The organism is Isoptericola sp. NPDC056578, assembly GCF_042793275.1.
Classification (GTDB): Bacteria; Actinomycetota; Actinomycetes; order Actinomycetales; family Cellulomonadaceae; genus Isoptericola.
In genome coordinates this window covers 1-19702 of the sequence record NZ_JBHTVC010000065.1, presented here as the reverse complement: position 1 = coordinate 19702, position 19702 = coordinate 1, and the positions used below count along the sequence as shown (strand labels likewise).

The 19702-nt window shown below is 73.8% G+C and carries 16 protein-coding genes; 12 read left to right on the top strand and 4 right to left on the bottom strand.

Going from position 1 to position 19702, the window contains the following annotated elements; genetic code table 11:
- The first annotated feature begins 355 nt into the window (after positions 1–355).
- The 6 genes from ACFQ80_RS19285 (at position 356) to ACFQ80_RS19260 (ending at position 8071) form a co-directional block, all read left to right on the top strand.
- Positions 356–1402 carry an amidohydrolase family protein gene (locus tag ACFQ80_RS19285; protein WP_430549194.1) on the top strand — a complete coding sequence of 349 codons (1047 nt, stop codon included), beginning with the start codon at positions 356–358 and terminating at the stop codon, positions 1400–1402.
- Positions 1403–1512: 110 nt separating this feature from the next.
- Positions 1513–3108 (top strand): ABC transporter substrate-binding protein, encoded by a 1596-nt coding sequence (locus tag ACFQ80_RS19280; RefSeq protein ID WP_430564782.1) that lies wholly within the window; start codon positions 1513–1515, stop codon positions 3106–3108.
- A gap of 1 nt (position 3109) precedes the next feature.
- Entirely contained in the window at positions 3110–4054 is a 945-nt protein-coding gene (locus ACFQ80_RS19275; protein ID WP_430564781.1) for an ABC transporter permease, read from the top strand.
- On the top strand, positions 4051–5925 hold the full coding sequence (locus tag ACFQ80_RS19270; protein WP_430564780.1) for a dipeptide/oligopeptide/nickel ABC transporter permease/ATP-binding protein: 1875 nt from the start codon (positions 4051–4053) through the stop codon (positions 5923–5925). The genes ACFQ80_RS19275 and ACFQ80_RS19270 overlap by 4 nt, the downstream gene beginning before the upstream one ends.
- Complete coding sequence (locus tag ACFQ80_RS19265) at positions 5922–6797, top strand: ATP-binding cassette domain-containing protein (protein ID WP_430564779.1); 876 nt, start codon at positions 5922–5924, stop codon at positions 6795–6797. Before ACFQ80_RS19270 ends, ACFQ80_RS19265 begins: the two co-directional genes overlap by 4 nt.
- A complete protein-coding gene (locus ACFQ80_RS19260) occupies positions 6794–8071 on the top strand; it encodes a DUF3500 domain-containing protein (RefSeq protein WP_430564778.1) in 1278 nt (425 codons plus the stop codon). Before ACFQ80_RS19265 ends, ACFQ80_RS19260 begins: the two co-directional genes overlap by 4 nt.
- Positions 8072–8078: 7 nt before the next feature.
- Here ACFQ80_RS19260 and ACFQ80_RS19255 read toward each other — a convergent pair whose 3' ends face one another.
- From ACFQ80_RS19255 to ACFQ80_RS19245, 3 genes are all read right to left on the bottom strand, one after another.
- Positions 8079–8942: a phosphotransferase family protein gene (locus tag ACFQ80_RS19255; RefSeq protein WP_430564777.1), complete on the bottom strand. Its 864-nt coding sequence runs from the start codon at positions 8940–8942 to the stop codon at positions 8079–8081.
- Positions 8943–9025: 83 nt separating this feature from the next.
- Complete coding sequence (locus ACFQ80_RS19250; RefSeq protein ID WP_430549201.1) at positions 9026–9706, bottom strand: GntR family transcriptional regulator; 681 nt, start codon at positions 9704–9706, stop codon at positions 9026–9028.
- A gap of 92 nt (positions 9707–9798) precedes the next feature.
- Entirely contained in the window at positions 9799–10728 is a 930-nt protein-coding gene (locus ACFQ80_RS19245) for a LysR family transcriptional regulator (RefSeq protein ID WP_430564776.1), read from the bottom strand.
- Between the two features lie 102 nt (positions 10729–10830).
- On the opposite strand from ACFQ80_RS19245, the gene hpaD reads away from it, so the two are divergent.
- Positions 10831–11835 carry a 3,4-dihydroxyphenylacetate 2,3-dioxygenase gene (gene hpaD, locus ACFQ80_RS19240; protein ID WP_430564775.1) on the top strand — a complete coding sequence of 335 codons (1005 nt, stop codon included), beginning with the start codon at positions 10831–10833 and terminating at the stop codon, positions 11833–11835.
- Entirely contained in the window at positions 11835–12536 is a 702-nt protein-coding gene (locus ACFQ80_RS19235; RefSeq protein ID WP_430564774.1) for an aldolase/citrate lyase family protein, read from the top strand. The genes hpaD and ACFQ80_RS19235 overlap by 1 nt, the downstream gene beginning before the upstream one ends.
- 52 nt (positions 12537–12588) lie before the next feature.
- On the opposite strand, the gene ACFQ80_RS19230 is transcribed toward ACFQ80_RS19235, so the two are convergent.
- Positions 12589–13548, bottom strand: a complete 960-nt coding sequence (locus ACFQ80_RS19230) for an alpha/beta hydrolase (protein ID WP_430564773.1) — start codon at positions 13546–13548, stop codon at positions 12589–12591.
- 75 nt (positions 13549–13623) lie between these two features.
- Here ACFQ80_RS19230 and ACFQ80_RS19225 point away from each other — a divergent pair, with 75 nt between their 5' ends.
- From ACFQ80_RS19225 to ACFQ80_RS19210, 4 genes are all read left to right on the top strand, one after another.
- Positions 13624–15168, top strand: coding sequence for an alpha-N-arabinofuranosidase (locus ACFQ80_RS19225; RefSeq protein WP_430564772.1), 1545 nt, complete (start codon positions 13624–13626; stop codon positions 15166–15168).
- Between the two features lie 61 nt (positions 15169–15229).
- Positions 15230–16504 (top strand): MFS transporter, encoded by a 1275-nt coding sequence (locus ACFQ80_RS19220; protein WP_430564771.1) that lies wholly within the window; start codon positions 15230–15232, stop codon positions 16502–16504.
- Positions 16501–16911, top strand: coding sequence for a RidA family protein (locus ACFQ80_RS19215; RefSeq protein ID WP_430564770.1), 411 nt, complete (start codon positions 16501–16503; stop codon positions 16909–16911). Before ACFQ80_RS19220 ends, ACFQ80_RS19215 begins: the two co-directional genes overlap by 4 nt.
- 67 nt (positions 16912–16978) lie before the next feature.
- The gene (locus tag ACFQ80_RS19210) at positions 16979–19606 is read left to right on the top strand and encodes a polysaccharide lyase family protein (RefSeq protein WP_430564769.1); all 2628 of its coding nucleotides are present in this window, start codon (positions 16979–16981) and stop codon (positions 19604–19606) included.
- Positions 19607–19702 lie beyond the last annotated feature (96 nt).

Sequence of the window (19702 nt, the reverse complement as noted above, 5' to 3'; positions counted from 1 at the left end):
GCGCCGATCGTAGGAACACTTCCTACACGATTTCAAGTGTGGAACGACGGCCGAAGCTCAGGAATGTGGGTCACGGCAGGGAAGTTCGCACCCCTCAACGGCAGGAACGCAGGCGTCTCACGACCTTCACCCGGCGACTCCGCGCCTCAGGGGGTTGATCCGCCTCGACGGATCTGCATATGATTTCTCACACGATCTGACGGTCCGTCGGGTCGCTCATGAGTACCACAGGCACGACGCCCGCGATGCTGCGAGCGCCGTGCGAACCTCCTGAACGCAAGAGCCCACCGCGCCGGTGCGGGTCGCACGCCGATGTGCTTCAGGGAACGACCGCTAGACGGGAGCAGCCAGCGACATGACCGTCGTCGACATCAACATCCACCACCTGCCCGAGGACCTGTTCACCAACGAGAAGATCCTGAACGGCTTCCTGAACAGCGCCCCGCGCGGCTTCGGGGAGATCGCCCGCGTCGAGACGATGGCCAGCGGCAAGAAGCACCTCATCCTGGAGAAGCCCGCCGGCCACCAGAACCTCAACTACGTCGAGGGCGACTACTCCGCCGAGGCGAAGCTCGCCGCGATGGACGACGCCGGCGTGGACTACGGCGTCATGCGCGTGCCCGTCTGGCAGGAGTGGCTCGACCTCGAGACCTGCAAGGCCGTCAACGACAACGCGGCCGACATCGTCAAGCGGTCGAACGGGCGGCTGTTCTTCACCGCCTGCGTGCCGCCGTGGGGCGGCAAGGAGAACATCGACGAGCTCAAGCGCTGCATCGACCTCGGCGCCGTCGGCGTCCAGCTCGCCTGCCACTACGGGCAGCTCTACCTGGACGACCCGGTCTTCGAGCCCTACCTGCGCGAGATCGAGAAGCTCGACATCCCCGTCATCGCCCACCACACCCCCTTGCCGGTCGAGTGGCGGTCGGTGGTCGACTACACCAACCTGCGCCGCGAGTACGGCCGCATCGTCGACCAGGCCACCGCCGTCGGGCGCGAGCTGTTCAGCGGCATGTTCGACCGCATGCCCGGGCTGCGCTTCATCCACACCATGTTCGGCGGCAACTGGTTCGCGAACCAGGCGCTGCTCATGCCGCACGCGTCGAACAAGGCGGAGTCGCTCACCCGCCTCGACCCGACGGGTGGCGACAAGATCCAGAGCTACCTCGACAACAACCTCTTCTTCGACATGACCCACCCCCACTCGTGGGGCAAGCAGCAGGTGGAGGCGGCGATCGCGATCGGCGGCGCCGACCACTACCTGTTCGGGTCCTCGTTCCCCGTGTTCTACGGCTGGATGAGCCAGGGCGTCGAGTTCGTCAAGAACGAGCTGGAGATCACCGACGCCGAGCGCGAGCTCGTGCTCTCGGGCAACGCCGCCCGCCTGTTCAACCTCCCCCTCTGACCCGAAGACCCGACCCGACAGCCCGAGAGGGGGCCCGGCGCCAGCGCCGGTGCCCCCGCCTCGGCCTCCCCTCGAACCCGTGCATGCCGGCGCAAGGAGGCGCCCCCACCATGTCGATGTTCACGCCAAGGCCCCTGCCGAAGTCCGCACCGACGTCGCACCCGAGGCCCGCCTTCCTCGTGCGGGGCCTGGCCACCGCGGCGATCCTCGCGCTGGGCCTCACCGCCTGCACCTCCGGCGGCGCCGCCGACGACCCCGGCGCCTCTCCCGCCACGAACGCCGGCGCGGGCCCCGTGCCCGGCTCCGTCCTGCGGGTCAACTGGGGCGGCTTCCCCGAGAGCTGGGCCCCCGGCGCCGAGATGGAGGCCGGGTTCCTGCGCATCCCCTACGAGAACCTGGTCGCGCTCGGCGCGGACGGTGAGATCGAGCCCGTCCTCGCCACGACGTGGGAGCAGACCGACGACGCGCTCACGCTCACCCTGCGCGACGACGTCACGTTCCACGACGGCACGCCGTTCGACGCCGAGGCCGTCAAGGTCAACCTCGAGACCGTGAAGGGCACACCCGGGCCGTACGCCGGGCCGTTCCAGGTGATCTCGTCGATCGACGTCGTCGACGCGCAGACGGTGCGGCTCAACCTCAGCGAGCCGACGCCGTCGCTCCTCACCACGCTGACCACCCGGGCGGCGCCGATGGCGAGCCCCAAGGCGATCGAGGCCGGCACCATCGCCCAGGTCCCCGTCGGGACCGGCCCCTGGGCCTACGACGAGGCCGCCTCCGTGCCCGGCACGCGCCTCGTCTTCGGCCCCGCCGAGGACTACTGGGGCGACCCGGTGGGCTTCGAGACCGTGCAGCTCGTCGCGATCCCGGAGGACAACGCGGCCTCCGCGGCGCTGGGCAACGGCGAGATCGACATCACCGACACGGAGACCAACCAGTTCACCACCCTGGACGGCACGCCCGGCGTCGACCGCCTGTCGTACCCCGCCATCCGGAACAACCCGATCTTCTTCGACCGCGGCCCGGGCGGGATGTTCGAGGACGTGGCCGTGCGCCAGGCCGCGTGCACCGCCATCGACACCGAGGTGCTGGCGAAGCTCGAGCCGGACTGGACGGTCCGCACGCAGCACTTCGCGGAGGGCGAGCAGGGCTACAACCCGGACATCGCCGGGTACACGCACGACGCCGCGAAGGCGCAGGAGCTGTACGACTCCGCCGGCAACCCGCCCGTCGACGCCGACATGCTCGCCACCGTGTTCAACGAGAACCAGATGAAGGTCTACGCCGAGCAGATGGGCGAGATCGGCATGAAGGTCACCGTGCAGAGCGCCCCGCCGCCCCAGTACTTCTCCGAGTGGAACAGCGGCAAGTACCCGCTCGGGCTCGGCGGCAACGACGAGCTGACGCCCTTCGACTGGTACCGGGCGTGGTTCGCCGCCGACGCGCCGGGCAACCCGTCCGGCGTCGAGAGCGACGAGCTCAAGGCCGCCGCCGACGCCGCCATCGCGGCCGGCACCGGCGACGAGGCGGACGCCCTGTGGGCGGAGGTCACGAAGATCATCTCCGACGAGGCCCTGACCTGCGCCCACGTGGCCGGCGAGGAGCTGATCGCCTGGAACACGACCACCGTGACGGACGTCGAGGCGCCCACGCAGCCGTGGGAGACCAACCTCGTGAACTACCGCGCGCTGCGCCCGGCGAGCTGAGATGGGCAAGCTCGTCGCCTACCGGCTGCTGTTCGCCGTCCCGCAGCTCCTCGTCATCTCGATCCTGGTGTTCTCGCTGACGTACCTCGTGCCCGGCAGCCCTGCCGCCGCGATGCTCGGCACGTCCGCGACGCCCGAGGCCATCGCCCACGTCGAGGCCCAGCTGGGCCTCGACCGGCCGCCGCTCGAGCGGTTCGTCGAGTGGTTCGGCGCGATGCTCACCGGGGACCTCGGGACGTCGTTCCGCGCGGGGATGCCGGTGACCGACCTGCTCGCGCAGCGGCTCCCGGCCACCCTGTCGGTGGTGGCGGGCGGCATCGTCGTGGCGCTGGTGCTGGGCGTGGGGTCCGGGGTGTTCACCGGCACCCGCCCCGGCACCCTCGCGGACCGGCTGGTCACGGGCGGCACGGTGCTCGGGCTCGCGATCCCCGAGTTCTGGCTCGGGCTGCTCCTCACGACTCTCTTCGCGGTGCAGCTCGGCTGGGTGCCGATCGTCGCGTGGACGCCCCTGACGGCGGACCCGCTCGCCTGGCTCCGTGGCCTCGTCCTGCCGTCGCTCGCCCTGGGCGTCACGGGCGGGGCGATCATCGCCCGCCAGACGCGCGCCGCCATGGTCACGGCGATGGCGGCGCCCTACGCCGACACGCTCACCGCGGCGGGCGTGCCCCGCCGCACGCAGATCGCGCGCTACGGCGTGAAGAACGCCCTCGTGCCCGTGCTGGCGTCGACGGGCGTCACCTTCGCGATCCTCATCGGCGTCAGCTTCGTCGTCGAGAAGGTGTTCGCGCTGCCCGGGCTCGGCAGCCTCATGCTCACCAGCGTCATCGGGCAGGACTTCCCGGTCGTGCAGGGCGTCGTGCTCGTCACCGCCACGCTCGTGATCGTCGTCAACCTCGTGATCGACATCTGCTACGGACTCATCAACCCGCAAGCGAGGCCCCAGTGAGCAACGCCGTCATCCTCGACCCCGCCGACCGGTCTCCCGCCGGCGCGCAGGCGCGCGGCGTCGCCCAGGCCTGGCACCGGCTGCGGCGCCAGCCGTCGACCCTGTTCGCCGTCGTCGTGGTCGCCGTCCTCGTCGTCGTCGCGGTCGCCGCCCCCCTGCTCGCGCCCTACGCGCCGGCGGCCACGGACTTCGACGCGCCCCTCTCCGGCCCGACGGCGGACCACCCGCTCGGCACCGCCGACCTCGGGCAGGACCTGCTGAGCCAGCTGATCTACGGCGCCCGCACCGCGCTGGTCGTGGCCGGCGGCTCGGTGCTCGTCGCGATGCTCATCGGCGTGCCCGTCGGCCTCCTGCTCGGGTACAAGGGCGGGTGGTACGACCGGATCGGCTCGCGCGGGCTCGACATCGCCGACGCCCTGCCCGGCCTCATGGTCGGCTTCGTCGTCATCGCGGTCCTGGGCCGCGGCATGGCGGTGCTGGTGCTCGCCATCGGGCTGGTGTTCTGCATGAACTTCGCCCGCATGACGCGCGCCATCACGCTCACCGAGCGCAAGAAGCTGTACGTCGAGTCGGCGCACGTGTCCGGGCTGCGCGAGCGGCAGATCGTGTTCGGCCAGGTGCTGCCCAACCTCGCCGGCCCGCTCGCCGTGCAGGCCGCCGTCTTCCTCGGCTCCGCGATCAAGGTCGAGGCGGCGCTGTCGTTCCTCGGCCTCGGGCTGGGCGACGACCAGCCGTCGTGGGGCGGCATGCTCGGCGCCGCCGCGGAGCACCAGGCCGACAGGCCGCTCATGGCCGTGGCCCCCGGCCTCGCGATCCTGCTCACCGTGCTCGCGTTCAACCTCCTCGGCGACGGCATCAACGACGCGCTGTCGGGCCGTCGGACGACCGGCCGCCGGCGCACCGCGCTGCTCGGCCGCCTGCGCCCGCCCGCGTCACCCACGCTCGCCGAGGTCCGTGCGGCAGGGGCGGCCGGGTGGTCCCAGGACGCCGCGCCCGTCGGGCCCGCTCCCGCGGCCGCACCGTCCGTCGCCGCGCCCGACGACGACCTCGAAACCGCCGCAGACACCGTGCTCGACGTGCGCGGCGCGACGATCGTCGCGGACCGTCCGGACGGCACGAGCGTCACGCTGGTGCACGACGTCTCGCTGCGGGTGCGCCGCGGCGAGATCCTCGGCCTGCTGGGCGAGTCCGGCTCGGGCAAGTCGATGCTCGCGAAGGCGGTGCTCGGGCTGCTGCCGCCGGGCGTGCGGCTGGCGGAGGGGTCGGTCCGGCTGAACGGCACCGAGCTGGCGGGCTGCTCGGAGCGCGAGCTGCGCGCCGTGCGCGGCAGCGGGCTCGGCGTCGTGCTGCAGAACCCGCAGGCCAACCTCTCCCCCGTGCACACGGTGGGTCGCCAGCTCGTCGACGTGCTGCGCGCGCACCACCCGCTGTCGAGGCGCGACGCGCGGGCCCGGGCGGCCGAGCTGCTCGACCTCGTCGGCGTGAACGACGTGCAGCGGCGGCTCGACCAGTACCCGTACCAGTTCTCGGGCGGCATGGCGCAGCGCGTCGCGATCGCCATCGCGCTGGCGGGCGAGCCGGACCTGCTCATCCTCGACGAGGCGACGTCGGCCCTCGACGTCACGACGCAGAGCCAGGTGCTCGACCTCGTGCTGGACCTGCGCGACCGACTCGGCATGGCGATCGTCAACATCACGCACGACCTGGGCGTCGCGGCCGAGACCTGCGACCGCGTGGCCGTGCTGTACCGCGGCGAGCTGGTCGAGGTGGCCGGCGTCGTCGCGCTCTTCGACCAGCCGCAGCACCCGTACACCGCGGCGCTGCTCGCCGCGCACCCGACGGCCGACCACGACGTGGAAGTGATCGCGTGAACGACTCCCAGCCCCTGCTCGACGTCCGCGACCTGCGCGTGGACTACGACGTCGCGGGTGCGGCGGGGTGGCGACGCCGCACCCTGACGGTCGTGCAGGGCGTCAGCTTCACCATCGCGGCCGGCGAGACGTACGGGCTGGTCGGCGAGTCCGGCTCGGGCAAGAGCACGACCGGCCGCGCCATCCTGCGCCTGGCGGACGTCAGCGGCGGCCAGGTCCTCGTCGACGGCCGGGACGTGGCCGCGCTGGGGCGGCGCACCCCGCTCTCCTACCGGCGCGACGTCCAGGCGGTCTACCAGGACCCGGCGGCGTCGTTGAACCCGCGCCACCGGGTGGGCCGGGCCCTCACCGAGACCCTCGCCCGGCACGGGTTCGGCGACCGCGACGAGCGGCGGCGTCGTGCCGCCGAGGCGTTCGAGCAGGTGGGCCTCACGACCGGCCACCTGTCCCGGTACCCGTCCCAGCTGTCCGGCGGGCAGCTGCAGCGCGTCGCCATCGCGCGGGCGCTGGTGCTGGGGCCGCGGCTCGTGGTGTGCGACGAGGCGGTCAGCGCCCTCGACCTGTCCACGCAGGCCCAGATCCTCACGCTGCTCACCGACCTGCAGGCCGCGAGCGGCGTCAGCTACCTGTTCATCACGCACGACCTCGGCGTCGTGCGGCACGTCGCGCACCGCGTCGGCGTGCTGCGCGGCGGGGAGCTCGTGGAGCAGGGCGAGACGCGGCAGGTGCTCGACCGCCCGCGGCACGAGTACACCCGGGCCCTGCTCGCGGCGAGTCCGTCGTCGCACCCCGACGGCCGGGAGGAGCGGCGTGCCGAGCGCGCCGCGCGCCGGGCCGCGGCGGCCCAGGACCTGTCCCAGGAGGCGGCATGACCGAGCAGCTCGACGACTTCTTCTCCACCGCCCGCGTCACGACGGGCGGCGACGCGCCCACGTTCGGCACGGAGAGCTACCGCGACCACCTGTACCGCCTCGACGACCCGGTGCTCGCGCAGTGGCGCGGCCTCGGCTACGAGGAGTTCTCGGCCCGCAAGCGCGAGCCCGGCTTCGTGCAGGAGCTGCTGGCGTCGTGGCGGGCGCTGTACGACGAGCCGTTCGTCGGCGTCACCACCGACGGCACGGTCCGCGACGTGCACCGCCTCGAGCCCGTGGTCGACATCGACCCCGCGCCCTCCTCGGCCGCGCGACGCTTCCGGGGCCTGCTCGACGACGCGCAGCGGGACGCCGTCACGTACCCGGTCGACGCCCGCGAGTGGCGGGCGTGGAGCAACCCGGAGTTCGTCATCCACCGCACGGGGCTCCGGCTGGAGGAGCTCCCCGCCGAGACGGTCGACGCCGCCCTGGCGATGGTCGAGGCGTCGCTCAGCCCGGAGGGCTACGCCCGCGTCCGCGAGGCGATGGGCCTCAACGCGTTCCTCGGCGACCTGGTGGGCCTGCCCGACCTCATGAACGAGCGCAGCTACTGGGTGGCGCTCTTCGGCGAGCCCTCGCCCGACGGCGCGTGGGGCTGGCAGCTCTTCGGCCACCACGTGGCCGTGAGCTTCGTGTCCGTGGCGGGTCGGCACGTCGTCGCGCCGGTGTTTCTCGGGGCTGAGCCCGCGGAGTCCGACGGCGCCCGCCCCCCGCTGTTCGCGGCACGGCAGCGGCTCGCGCTGGAGCTCGCGTCGTCGTGGACCCCCGGGCAGCGCGCCGGGGCCGTGGTCTACGCGTCCGTGCTGGACCCGGCGATGCCGCCGGGGCGGCTGCACCCCGCCGACGAGCGGCACGTCGCCGGCGCCTTCCGCGACAACCGGGTCATGCCGTACGAGGGCCTGCGCGCCTCCGACCTCGACGACGACCAGTGGGCCACGCTGCGGGCGATCGTGGAGGACGCGTTCCTGCTGCTCGCCGCCCCGCAGCGCGCACTGACGATGGCCGACGTCGACGCGCACCGCGCCGAGACCTTCGTGTCCTGGTACGGCGCCACGGACGGGACGCAGCCGTTCTACCTGCGCGTGCACAGCCCCGTCGTGCTCACCGAGCTGGACCACCACGCCGGCGTGTGGCTGAGCAACCAGCTCCCCGCGCGCTTCCACGTGCACACCACCCTGCGCGTGCCGCACGGCAACGACTACGGCCGTGCGTACGTGACGGCGGACCTGCGCTGATCGGGCGCTACGGCCCGGCCACCCGCCGGACCACGGCGTCGAGGGTGGGCCAGGGTGGCCCCGCACGCAGCGCGCGCAGCAGCTCCTCCCCGAACCGCGGCCCGTCCGGGAACTGGTCCTCCCGGTCCCAGCGCCACGCCGCGACCATCGCCAGGACGAGCTCGCGGCAGCGGTCGAGCAGCCCGCGGTCGACGCCCCGGTAGTGCCCGGAGACCTCGTCGGGGACGTGCGCGAGGTCGAACTCGACGGGCCCGCGGCAGCACGTCTCGAGGTCGATGAAGAGCGGCCCGTCCTGCGTGCTCAGCACGTTGCCCGGGTGGGGCTCGCCGTGGAGCACCTGCTCGCGCCCGGCCCCGTCGACCGCCTCGTGGAGCCGTCGCAGCCGGTCGCCGAGGAACCGGCGCTCGACGTCGGGCAGCGCCGGAGAGAGCGCCGGGACGGCGACGATCCGTTTCGCCTCGGCGATCCGCTCGGTGAACCGCGGGAAGCGGCCCTCCACGCCCCGCATCCCGGCGTGCAGGCGTTCCAGCGCCCGGGCGTAGTCGTCCGGCGGCACGACCGGGGCCACCGGCTCGTAGTAGACCCACAGGGTCACCGCGAAGCCGTCGCGCACGTGCACCCGCGGGGCGACACGGGGCTCCAGGGCGCCCACCGGCGACCCGGCGCGGGCGAGCTGTCCGGCCAGCCCGAGCTCCATCCGTGCGACCTCGTGCCCCACGGGGGCGACCCGCGCCAGCACCCCGCACGGTTCGAGGCGCAGCGCGAGCTTGTTGGAGTCGTGGAGCACGGTGGCGACGTCGACCGGCAGGCCCACGGACCGGACGACGGCGGTCGCGGCATCGGTCGCACGCTCGAGATCGGGCCTGTCCACACGAAGGATCGTGGCACCGGGACAGGGTGGACGACGAGGCTTTTCGACAGGGCCTCTCGGCGCGGTCGTCCGTCGGGCGGCGCCTACCGCGCCTGCGGCGCCGACTCCTGCGCCAGCTGCGCCTCGTGCTCGGCGATGGCCGTCACGGTGTTGAGCTCGTGCCGGCGGGCGGCGGTCTCGATCATGTCGGGGTCGGCACCGCCCTCGATGAGGTCGACGAGCCCGTCGTGCTCGGCGAGCGACGCGTGCGCACGCCCCGGCGCGTACCAGAACGCCGAGCGGCGGATGAGCTCGAGCCGCGTCCACTCGTCCTCGACCAGGCCGGCCAGGCGCTCGTCGTCGCAGCGGGAGCACAGCAGCTGGTGGAACTCGCGGTTGAGCGCACCGAACCGGGCGGGCTCGAAGTTCGCCAGGGCGGCGGCCATCTCCTTGTTGAGGGTGCGGGCGCGCTCCAGGTCCTCGGGCGAGAGGTTCGGCGCGGACAGGGCGGTCGCGTAGCCCTCGAGCCGGGCGAGCAGCTGCATGGTGCGCTCCCAGGACCCGGTGTCGAACGTCTTGACGACCGCGCCCGCGTTGCGCACGATGTCGACCCAGCCCTCGGCCTCCAGCCGCCGCACCGCCTCGCGCCAGGGCACGGAGCTGATGCCGTAGTCCCGCACGAGCTGGTCGATGACCAGCCGGTGCCCGGGCGCGAACGTGCCTTCCATGATCCCCTTGCGCAGGATCTCGTAGCACTGCTCGGCCTTGCTCACGGCCACGGCCACAGGTGCCTCCTCGGTGGGTCGGCGGTGCCCCGTCGCGTCGTCGCGCGGGCGGACCGCCCCGTCGTCAGTCGTCCCGGGAATCATATCGGAGATCACACAGGATCCGGCAGGGTCGCGCGGACGGTCTCCAGCAACCGTGCCACCTTCGGGTCACGTGCCGCAGCCCCGGGCCGCGTGAGCACCAGCGCGCGCAGGCCCGCCGGCTCGGGCTCGATCCGGCGCACGGTGAGGTCGAACCGCGCCAGGCTCGCCCGGTCGGGGTCCGGCAGGATCGCCCGGGCCACGCCCGCCTCGACGAGCGGGATCCCCGCCTGGATCGTCTCCACCGTGCGGATCGACGACGGCGCGACCCCCCACCGGCGCAGCGCCGCCTCCACCGCCTCCGGAAGGCTGGGGACGGCGGCCGTGCGGCGCGGCAGCAGCAGGAGCTCGCCGTCGAACGCACGCAGCGGGAGCGGCTCGCCCTCGGCGCCGGCGTCGGGAGCGTCCGGCGGCAGCGCCGCCACGAGCGGCACCTCGCCCCAGTCGACGACGTCGAGCACCTCACGATGTCGGGCGACGAACCGGCGCGGGTCGGCGACCATCACGGCCGCCACGTCGACCGCGCGCTGCTGCAGCATGTCGATCGCGGTCCACGGCGGCGGGTCGACGAGGCGTACCTCGACGTCGGGAGCCGCCGCGGCGTGCGCCCGCACCAGGGCCGGGAGGCGGTGCCACATGAGCACCGGCACGGCGGCCACGGTCAGCGAGCCCGCGGTGCCCGCGCCGAACCGGCCCAGCGCCGCGACGATGTCGTCCACCTCCCCCAGCACCCGCGACGCCGCGTCGAGCAGGTAGCGGCCGGCGCTCGTCGGCTCCACGCCCCGCGGGGTACGGACCAGCAGCGGGACGCCGACGTCCGCCTCGAGCTTCGAGATCGCGACGCTCAGGGGCGGCTGCGACAGGTGCAGCCGCGCGGCGGCGGCCGTGATCGACCCGGCCTCCACGACGGCGGTGAAGTACCGCAGATGACGCAGCTCCATAGTCTCCAAGGGTAGACGGACGCCTCGCCATACTTCTGAGATATGGCAGCGAGAGGACATCGGTAGTTCCGCGGACGGGTCCTCGTCACCAGACTCGGAGGCATGCTCCCGACCACAGCCCCCGCTCCCCCGTTCACGCTGACGCGCGCCAGCCACGTCGTGCTGGCCGTCACCGACCTCGCCGCGAGCCGCGACTTCTACCGCGACGTCATCGGCCTCGTCGTCACCGCGGAGACCGACGACGCCGTCTACCTCCGCGGGCTCGAGGAGGACGCCCACCACAGCCTCGTGCTCGAGCAGGCCACCGAGGCGAAGGCCGTCTGCCTGGGCCTGCGCGTGCGCACCGACGCCGACGTCACCGCCGCCGAGCGGCACCTCGCCGCGACCGGCATCGAGCACGAGCGCGTCGAGCGCCCGCACCAGGGGCCCACGCTGCGCTTCCGCGACGCCGTCGGCACCCGCGTCGAGCTCACGTCGTCGATGGACCTGGTGCCGCGCAAGATGGCGGACTTCCACGACTTCCGCGCCGGCGCGCCGCAGCGCATCGACCACTTCCAGGCCGTCACCCACGACGTGCGCACCGCCACCGAGTTCTGGACCGGGCTCGGGATGCGGACGTCGGAGTACACGGGCCAGTACCGCGAGGACGGCACCGACGAGCTGTGGGGCACCTGGATGGAGGTGAAGGGCAACACGCACGACCTCGTGTTCACCAACGGCCGGGGGCCGCGCCTGCACCACTTCGCCTACACGGTGCCGGACGCGACGTCGCTCATCCACGCCGCCGACGTCACCGGGTCGCTCGGCCTGGGCCACGAGATCGACCGCGGGCCCGGGCGGCACGGGATCAGCAACGCCCTGTTCCTCTACGTGCGCGACCCCGACCAGCACCGCATCGAGCTGTTCACCACGCACTACCAGCTCATCGACCTGGAGAGCGAGGCGATCCGGTGGGACGTGAGCGACCCGCGCCGCGCGCAGCAGTGGGGCATGCCGGCGTCCGAGCGCTGGTTCTTCGAGGCCAGCGAGTTCCCGGGCGAGCCCGTCCACGAGCCGCTGCTGCACGCCACCCCGCCCACGCTCGAGGCCTTCCTGGGCCTGCACTGATGCGCGGCGACGGGGCCGACCGGGCCCTCGCGGGCCTGTGGCTGGCGGGCGGCAGCCCGATGCTCGCGGAGACGTGCGCGGACTCCGGCCTCGACCTGCTGCTCGTCGACCCGGAGCACGACCCGCGCGGCACCGGGCCGACCGTCGAGACCGCGCTCGCCCAGGTCCGCGCGACGCGCGGCTACCCGGTGACGACGCTCGTCCGGGCGCCCGACGACGCGACGCTGCACGCGCTGCTGCACGCCGGCGTCCGGGACGTCGTCGTGCCCGTCGCCTCCGTCGACGACGCCGGGGAGGTCGCGAGAACGGTACGGCGCGCGACCCGCGGCCAGGGCACGGTGCTCGTCCAGGTCGGCACCCCGGAGACCCTGGCGGCCGCCGCCGGCCTCGTCGCCCTCGAGGGCGTCGCCGGCGTCCTCGTCGACACCCCCGACCTCGCCGCCGCCCTGGGCCGGTCGGGCCACGCCCACCCGGACGTCGTGGCGGCCGCGCTCCAGGCCGTCCGCGCGGTGCGCGCGGCGGGCGGCGTCGTCGGCGTCGACGCGTCGGACCCCGTCGTCGCCGACGCCTGCCGGGAGGCGGGCGCGTCGTTCGTCGTCGTGGGGGACGAAGTCACCCTCCTCGCTCGCGAGACGACGAGGCTCGCCGCCCGTCTCGCTGGTCCAGCTCTCGCCGAGGTAGTCCGAGTCCCCGCGAGGTAGTCCAGCTCTCGCCGAGGTAGTCCGAGTCCCCGCGAGGTAGTGGACTGGTCCACTACCTCGCGGGGGTGAGGCCGTCGACGAAGGCGACGGCGGCCGCGGAGATCTGCGCGCGGGCGTCGTCGTGGGAGATGGTCGGGGTGCCGTCGCCGGGCTGCGGGCCGTAGTCCCCGAAGAACGCGTGCCCGGCGCCCTCGACGACGGTGAAGACCGCGTCGGCGGGCAGGTCGGCCCGCGAGGCGTCGATCTTCGCCGGCGTCGCGAGGCCGTCCTCGCTGCCGGAGACAGACGCGACGGCGGCCGTGAGCGTCCCGCTCATGTCGTCCGCCGGGTAGGAGGCGAACAGCAGCAGCCCGGCCGCGGGCGCCTCGGCGTCGTCGTCCGCGGCGTCCGCCGCCATGGCCGCGACGGTGCCGCCGAGCGAGTGGCCGCCCACGACCCAGCGGTCCGCGTCCCACGCCGCGCGGGCGTCGTCGAACGCCCCCGTGGCGAGGAAGGCGATGCCGAGCGGCTGCTTCGCGACGACGACGGTGTGCCCCGCCTCGGCCAGCGGCCGCAGCACCGCCGCGTAGGCGCGGGCGTCGACCCGCGCGCCCGGCTGGAAGAACACGGCCGTGCCGTCCCCGCCGTCCGCCGGGGCCAGCGTGTACCGGGTGGCGCCCTCGGTCACCGTCACCGTGTCGTCCGCGCGCATCGCCGCGAGCGCCGGCTCGACCGCGCCGAAGGGGCGCAGCCACGCGACCAGCACGACCCCCACGGCCCCGAGGACGAGCAGCGCCACCCGTCCCGCGCGCCGCCAGCCGGGTCGCGAGGGGCGACGGCGCAGCGCCCGCACCCCGACGCCGACCGCGCCGACCAGGGTCAGTGCCAGCAGCACCGCGTACGCCGGGTGCCCGTGCACCACCGCCCCCCACGCCGTCGCGCACGCCCACACGACGACGACCGTGGCGGCAGCCGCGACGGCGAGCGTCGTGACGCGCAGCCAGGCGGGGGCGGTATCCGGGGTGTTCGGCACGTGAGGAGTCTGGCATCCGCGCGGGGCTCCGCAGGTATCGTCTGACCGCCACCTGCAACGTTGGAGGATTCCCCCGTGACCGACCTGTCCGCGACCACGCCCGACCTCGCCCTCGACGCCGTCGTCGACCTCGACGTCCCCGGCCCCACGATCAGCCGCCACCTGTACGGCCACTTCGCCGAGCACCTCGGCCGGTGCATCTACGAGGGCTTCTGGGTGGGCGAGGACTCCGACATCCCGAACGTCGGCGGCATCCGCACCGACGTGGTGGAGGCGCTGCGCGAGCTGGCGATCCCCAACCTGCGCTGGCCGGGCGGCTGCTTCGCCGACACGTACCACTGGCGCGACGGCGTGGGCCCGGCGGCCGACCGCCCCCGCATCGTCAACACGCACTGGGGCGACGTCGTCGAGGACAACGCGTTCGGCACGCACGAGTTCATGGCGCTGTGCGACCTGCTGGGCACGGCCCCGTACATCTCGGGGAACGTCGGCTCCGGCACGGTGCAGGAGACGGCGGACTGGGTCGAGTACCTGACCCGCGGCGACGACTCGCCGATGGCACGCCTGCGCCGCGAGCACGGTCGTGACGAGCCGTGGGGCGTGTCGTTCTTCGGCATCGGCAACGAGCCGTGGGGCTGCGGCGGCAACCTGCGCGCCGACCAGTTCGCGTCGCTCGCCCGCCAGCACGCGACGTACGCCCGCGACCACGGCGGCAACCGCCTCGTGCGGGTGGCGGCGGGCGCGTCGGACGACGACTACGCGTGGACCGAGACGCTCATGCAGCAGGTGGCGAAGCTCGGCGACGCGGAGCCGCGCGACCTGTGGCAGATGGTCTCGTTCCACTTCTACACGTTCGCCGGGACGTGGGGGGACAAGGGCGCCGCCACCGAGTTCACGCGCGACGAGTACTGGGCCACGATGCGCAAGGCGCTCGACGTGCGCCGCATCATCGCCGGCCACTCGGCCGTGATGGACGCCTACGACCCGGAGGCCAGGCTCGGGCTCGCGCTCGACGAGTGGGGCACCTGGTGGAACGTGGAGCGGGACACCAACCCCGGCTTCCTGTACCAGCAGAACGCCATGCGCGACGCCCTCGTCGCGTCGGTGCACTTCGACGCCTTCCACGACCACGCCCGCCGGCTGCGCCTGGCGAACATCGCCCAGACGGTCAACGTGCTGCAGTCCATGCTCCTCACGGACGGCGCGAAGATGATCAAGACGCCCACGTTCCACGCCTTCGCGATGAGCGCGGGCCACCACGACGCCGCGAGCCTCCCGGTGCGCGAGCGCGTCGCGCGCGCCACGCACGACGTCGACGGCACGCCCGTCGGCACGGTCTCGGCGTCGGCGTCCACGAAGGACGGCGCGGTGCTGGTCTCGCTGACCAACCTCGACCCGGACGCCCCGGCCACGGTGCGCGTCGACCTGCGCGGGCGGGCGGTGAGCGACCCCGTCGCCACCGTGCTCGCCGCCGACGACCCGGCTGCGCACAACACCTTCGACGCGCCCGACGCCGTCGCGCCGCGCCCGCTCGACGGGGTGACGGTGACCGACGGCGTGCTCACGGCGGAGCTGCCGCCGGCGGCGTTCGCGACGGTGCGCCTCACGCTCGCGTCGTAGCGGGTGCCATTATATGAGACAGACGGTCCCACTGAACGGACGACGGGTGTAGACCTGGGGCATGACCAGCCCTGACGTCGAGGACCCCGCCGTCGCCGACCCCGAGCACCGGTACTGGCGGCGCAACCTCGCCGTCGGCACGGTCGGGTCGTTCACCACGCTCGTGGCGATGACCCTGCTGGTGCCGTTCCTGCCGGAGTACGTGCGGCAGCTCGGCGTGGACGACCCGGCCGCCGTCGTGCGCTGGTCGGGGATCGCGTACGGGGCCACGTTCCTCACGGCGGCGCTCACCGCGCCGCTGTGGGGAGCGCTCGGCGACCGGTTCGGCCGCAAGTCGATGCTGGTGCGCGCCAGCCTGGGGATGGCGGTCGCGATGACGCTGCTCGGGTTCGTGCAGAGCGTCGAGCAGCTCGTCGCGGTCCGGCTGCTGGTGGGCCTGCTCGGCGGCTACTCCTCGGGGGCGACCATCCTCGTGGCCGCGCAGACGCCGAAGGACCGCAGCGCGTGGGCGCTCGGGGTGCTGTCGTCCGGCATCCTCGCGGGCAACGTCGTCGGGCCGCTGGTCGGCGGCTTCGTGCCCGCCTGGGTGGGCATCCGGCCGACGTTCGTCGTGTGCGGGGCGGTGATCTTCCTGGCGTTCCTCGCCACGACGCTCCTGCTCCGCGAGCCGCGGACCGGGCCGCGGCCGCCCCGGGCCGCCGCACGGCGTCGCGGCGTGTGGTCGCAGGTCCAGCGCCCGGGCGCGGTCGTCGCCCTGCTGGCGACGTCGAGCCTGCTGCTGTTCTCGACGATGTCGATCGAGCCGATCGTCACGGTGTACGTGGAGGACCTGGGCCAGCTCTCGCACGCCGCGGGCGTCGCGGGGATCCTCGTCGCGCTGACCGCCCTGGGCAGCGTCGTCGCGGCGCCGCGGGTCGGCCGGCTCGCCGACCGGGTCGGGCACACGCGCGTGGTCGTCGCCTGTCTCGCCGCGGCGGGCGTGCTGGCGCTGGCGCAGGCGCTCGTGACGAACGTCTGGCAGCTCGGCGTGCTGCGCGTGCTGCTCGGCCTCAGCCTCGGCGGCCTGCTGCCGTCGATCACGGCGGCGGTGCGCCACCTCGCCCCGCCGGACGCCGTCGGCCGGGTGCTGGGGCTCGGCGTCTCCGCGCAGTACGTGGGGCAGGTCGCGGGGCCCGTGCTCGGCGGCCTGGTGGCCGCCCAGGCCGGCCTGCGCGCCGTCTTCGTCGCCACCGCCGTCGTCCTGCTCGCCGCGGCGGCGCTCAACCTCGTCGTGCTGCGCCGCGGCGCGCGAAATCCGTCGACCGAGGCGCGGGAGGCCGTGACACTCGGGTCATGACGATCACGCGGCTCGACCCCGCCGGCCTGCACGCGACCCCGGGCTACCACCACGTCACGGTCGTCGAGGCGGGGCGGACGGCGTACCTGGCGGGCCAGTGCCCGCTGGACGCCGACGGCCGGCTGGTGGGGCCCGGCGACCTGGCGGCCCAGGTCGGCCAGGTGGTCGCCAACGCGCTCCTCGCGCTCGACGGCGCGGGCGCCGCGCCCGACGACGTCGTGCGGTCCGTCGTCTACGTCCGCAGCGCCGACCGGGCGGATCTCGCGGCGGCCTGGCAGCGCCTGCTCGACTCGCCGCTGGCCCCCGCGTTCACCACCGCCAGCACGCTGCTCGGTGTGGCCCAGCTCGGCTTTTCCGGCCAGCTCGTCGAGGTGGACCTGACCGCCGCGCTCCCGCCCGCGGTCTGAACTCGACACTCGAGTCGTCCGATGAATCCTTCCAATCGACGATTGAATCGTGCTAATTTCCCGTGGCATGACCACATCGGCCGCAATGACGCGGCGCACGTTCGGGAAGCTGGCCGGGATCACCGCAACAGCGCTGCTGCCGTGGGCGCAGGCCCCACGCGCCGCCGCCTCGGGCCCGCCTGAGGTCGTCGAGACGGACACGCACGTCGTGGTGGACAACGGCCTCGTCCGCCTCACCGTGGACAAGTCGAATGGTCGGACCACCTCGCTCGTCTACGACGGCGTGAACCTGGTCGGCCGCGGGAACTACGACATGAACACCGTCCGCGAGGGCGGGGGCCTGCCGCTCCCGCCGGCGGACAACCACCTCAGCGTCCGGGTCGAGCAGGACTTCGTCGACGTCGCCTACCACCACAGCCCGTCGGGCGACATGCCGTGCTGGCTCGTGCGGCACCACGTCGTGCGCTCCGGCGAGGCCGGCATCCACCTGGCCTACAGCTACGACCACCCGGCGGAGCTGCACGGCTTCCGCACCGACCAGCACCGGTACGTCTTCTACACCGCGGGCGGCGTCTTCACGCACGCCTCCGTGCCCGACGAGGCCGACGCGGTCCCGTGGCGCGAGGCCGCGGCGCGCATGCCCACCGGGGCCGAGATCTCGCGCGCCGAGATGGTGATGGACGCGACCTACGACCTCGAGGGCTCCGGCTCCGCCTACCCCCGCCGCTACTACACGAAGTACGACTGGGCCGTGTCCATGAAGGACCACAGCCTGCACGGGCTGTACGGGAGCGGCTACGGCATGTGGGCCGCCCTGCCGAACCTCGAGGGGTTCAGCGGCGGCCCGGTGCGCCAGGACCTGATCCTGCACCAGACCGGCGACACCCCCGTGCTGCTCGTGGAGCCGCAGGCCACCCACTACGGCGCGCCGCCGGTGCGCGTCGCCGCCGGGCAGGCCTGGCAGAAGACCTACGGCCCGTACTTCGTCTACCTCAACAAGGGCGACGACCCGCGGGCCCTGCGCCGCGACGCCGCCCGCCAGGCGCGGTTCGAGTCGCACGCGGAGTTCTACGACCGGCTGGCGATCGAGGGCTGGACGCCCACCGCCGAGCGGTCGCGCGTGCGCGGCACGGTCCGGGTCCCCGGGCTGCCGAAGCTGGACGGCGCCGTCGTCGTGCTGTCGGACAACGGCACGCCCATGCAGGACTCCGTGCTCGGGCACAACTACTGGGCCGACGCCGGGCCGGGCGGGCAGTTCGCGCTCGACCACGTGCGCCCCGGCACCTACCGCCTCACCGTCTACGGCGGCGGCCTGTGGGGCGAGTACGTGATCGACGACGTCGAGGTCGGCGCCGGCCAGGAGGTCACGCTGGGCCGCATGCTGTGGGAGCCCACGAGCCACGGCCGGACGGTGTTCCAGCTCGGCACGCCCAGCCGCGACTCGGGCGAGTTCCGCCACGGCCGGGAGTTCCGGCGCTACGGCCTGTTCGAGTCGTTCCACGACGACTTCCCCGACGGCGTCACCTTCACGGTCGGCAAGAGCACCCCGCAGGACTGGAACTACATCCAGTACCAGCGGTCGTACCCGGTGCAGGCGCCCGAGGGCACCGTGCTGCCCCAGGACGCCGACGGCGTCTGGCTGTTCGACTTCGGCACCGGGTCCAGCCCCGTCGCCGCCGGGTACCAGCGGGTCGCGCAGAACACGCTGTACTCCGCCGGGGCGGGCTTCGGCCTCGACCGTACGGTCGACTCCCGGGACCGCGGGTCGGACGGAGACCTGCAGCGCGACTTCGTCGTCGGCTCCGGCTACACGTTCGCGGTGGACCTGCCCGACGGCGAGTACGAGGTCACCGTGCTCTCCGGCGACGACATCGCGGCCAACAAGACGCAGGTCTCGTTCGGCGGCGGCGCGCCGGTGGCCCTCGACTCGGGCCGCGGCGAGTACGCCGTGCACACCGCGACGGTGACCGTCACCGGGGGCCGGCTCGACCTGCTCGCCGGCGGCGACGGCCGGATCAACGCCGTCGAGATCCTCGCGGCGGACGCCGCGCTCCCCGTGCTCGGGAGCCTCGAGGTCGACGGCGCGGACCTGGTGCCGGGCTTCAGCACGTTCCGCTCCGACTTCGCCGCCGACCTGCCCTGGGACCAGGAGTCGGTGACGGTCCGGGCCACCGGCCGGGGCGGCGCACGCGTGACGATCGGGGGCGACGTCGTCCCCGAGGCCGGGCTCGCCGTGCCCCTGCACGCGCAGCGCACCGTGCTCGAGGTCGTGGTGAGCGACGACGACGCCGGGTCGACGGCGCCGACGACGTACCGGCTGCACGTCACCCGGCAGGAGAGCCCGTGGCGCATCCTGTTCGACCTCGGTCGCGCGCCGGCGGCGGGCGCGCGGGCCACCCTGACGGTCGCGCTGGCGGCGTGGGCCATGGGCTCCGCGCTGCCCGTGCCGCCGGAGAACAGCAACCTCACGATCAGGGTCAACGGAGAGCCGTTCGTCTGGACCTTCGGGCCCGAGGACGCGAAGGGGGCCACGTACCGCAGCGCACGGGGCGGGCGGAGCTACACCCGCGAGATCGCCTTCGACGCGGCCCTGCTCAAGCCGGCCGGGAACGAGATCACGCTGCAGATCAACGCCGGCGCCGAGCACCTGTGGAACGAGGCGGCCTACGACGCCGTCCGGCTCGAGATCGCCTGAGCCGAGTGCGGTCCAGCGGGGGGGGATGGGGGGGGGCGGCCACCCCAACAACCCCCGCCCGACGCGCACAAGGGGCCCCCCGCAGGCCGCCAACAC

Excerpts from the sequence above, each read along its gene's own strand:
- ACFQ80_RS19285 (WP_430549194.1), top strand. The coding sequence starts at position 356 with ATGACCGTCGTCGACATCAACATCCACCACCTGCCCGAGGACCTGTTC.
- ACFQ80_RS19280 (WP_430564782.1), top strand. The coding sequence starts at position 1,513 with ATGTCGATGTTCACGCCAAGGCCCCTGCCGAAGTCCGCACCGACGTCG.
- ACFQ80_RS19275 (WP_430564781.1), top strand. The coding sequence starts at position 3,110 with ATGGGCAAGCTCGTCGCCTACCGGCTGCTGTTCGCCGTCCCGCAGCTC.
- ACFQ80_RS19260 (WP_430564778.1), top strand. The coding sequence starts at position 6,794 with ATGACCGAGCAGCTCGACGACTTCTTCTCCACCGCCCGCGTCACGACG.
- ACFQ80_RS19245 (WP_430564776.1), bottom strand. The coding sequence starts at position 10,728 with ATGGAGCTGCGTCATCTGCGGTACTTCACCGCCGTCGTGGAGGCCGGG.
- hpaD (WP_430564775.1), top strand. The coding sequence starts at position 10,831 with ATGCTCCCGACCACAGCCCCCGCTCCCCCGTTCACGCTGACGCGCGCC.
- ACFQ80_RS19235 (WP_430564774.1), top strand. The coding sequence starts at position 11,835 with ATGCGCGGCGACGGGGCCGACCGGGCCCTCGCGGGCCTGTGGCTGGCG.
- ACFQ80_RS19220 (WP_430564771.1), top strand. The coding sequence starts at position 15,230 with ATGACCAGCCCTGACGTCGAGGACCCCGCCGTCGCCGACCCCGAGCAC.
- ACFQ80_RS19215 (WP_430564770.1), top strand. The coding sequence starts at position 16,501 with ATGACGATCACGCGGCTCGACCCCGCCGGCCTGCACGCGACCCCGGGC.
- ACFQ80_RS19210 (WP_430564769.1), top strand. The coding sequence starts at position 16,979 with ATGACCACATCGGCCGCAATGACGCGGCGCACGTTCGGGAAGCTGGCC.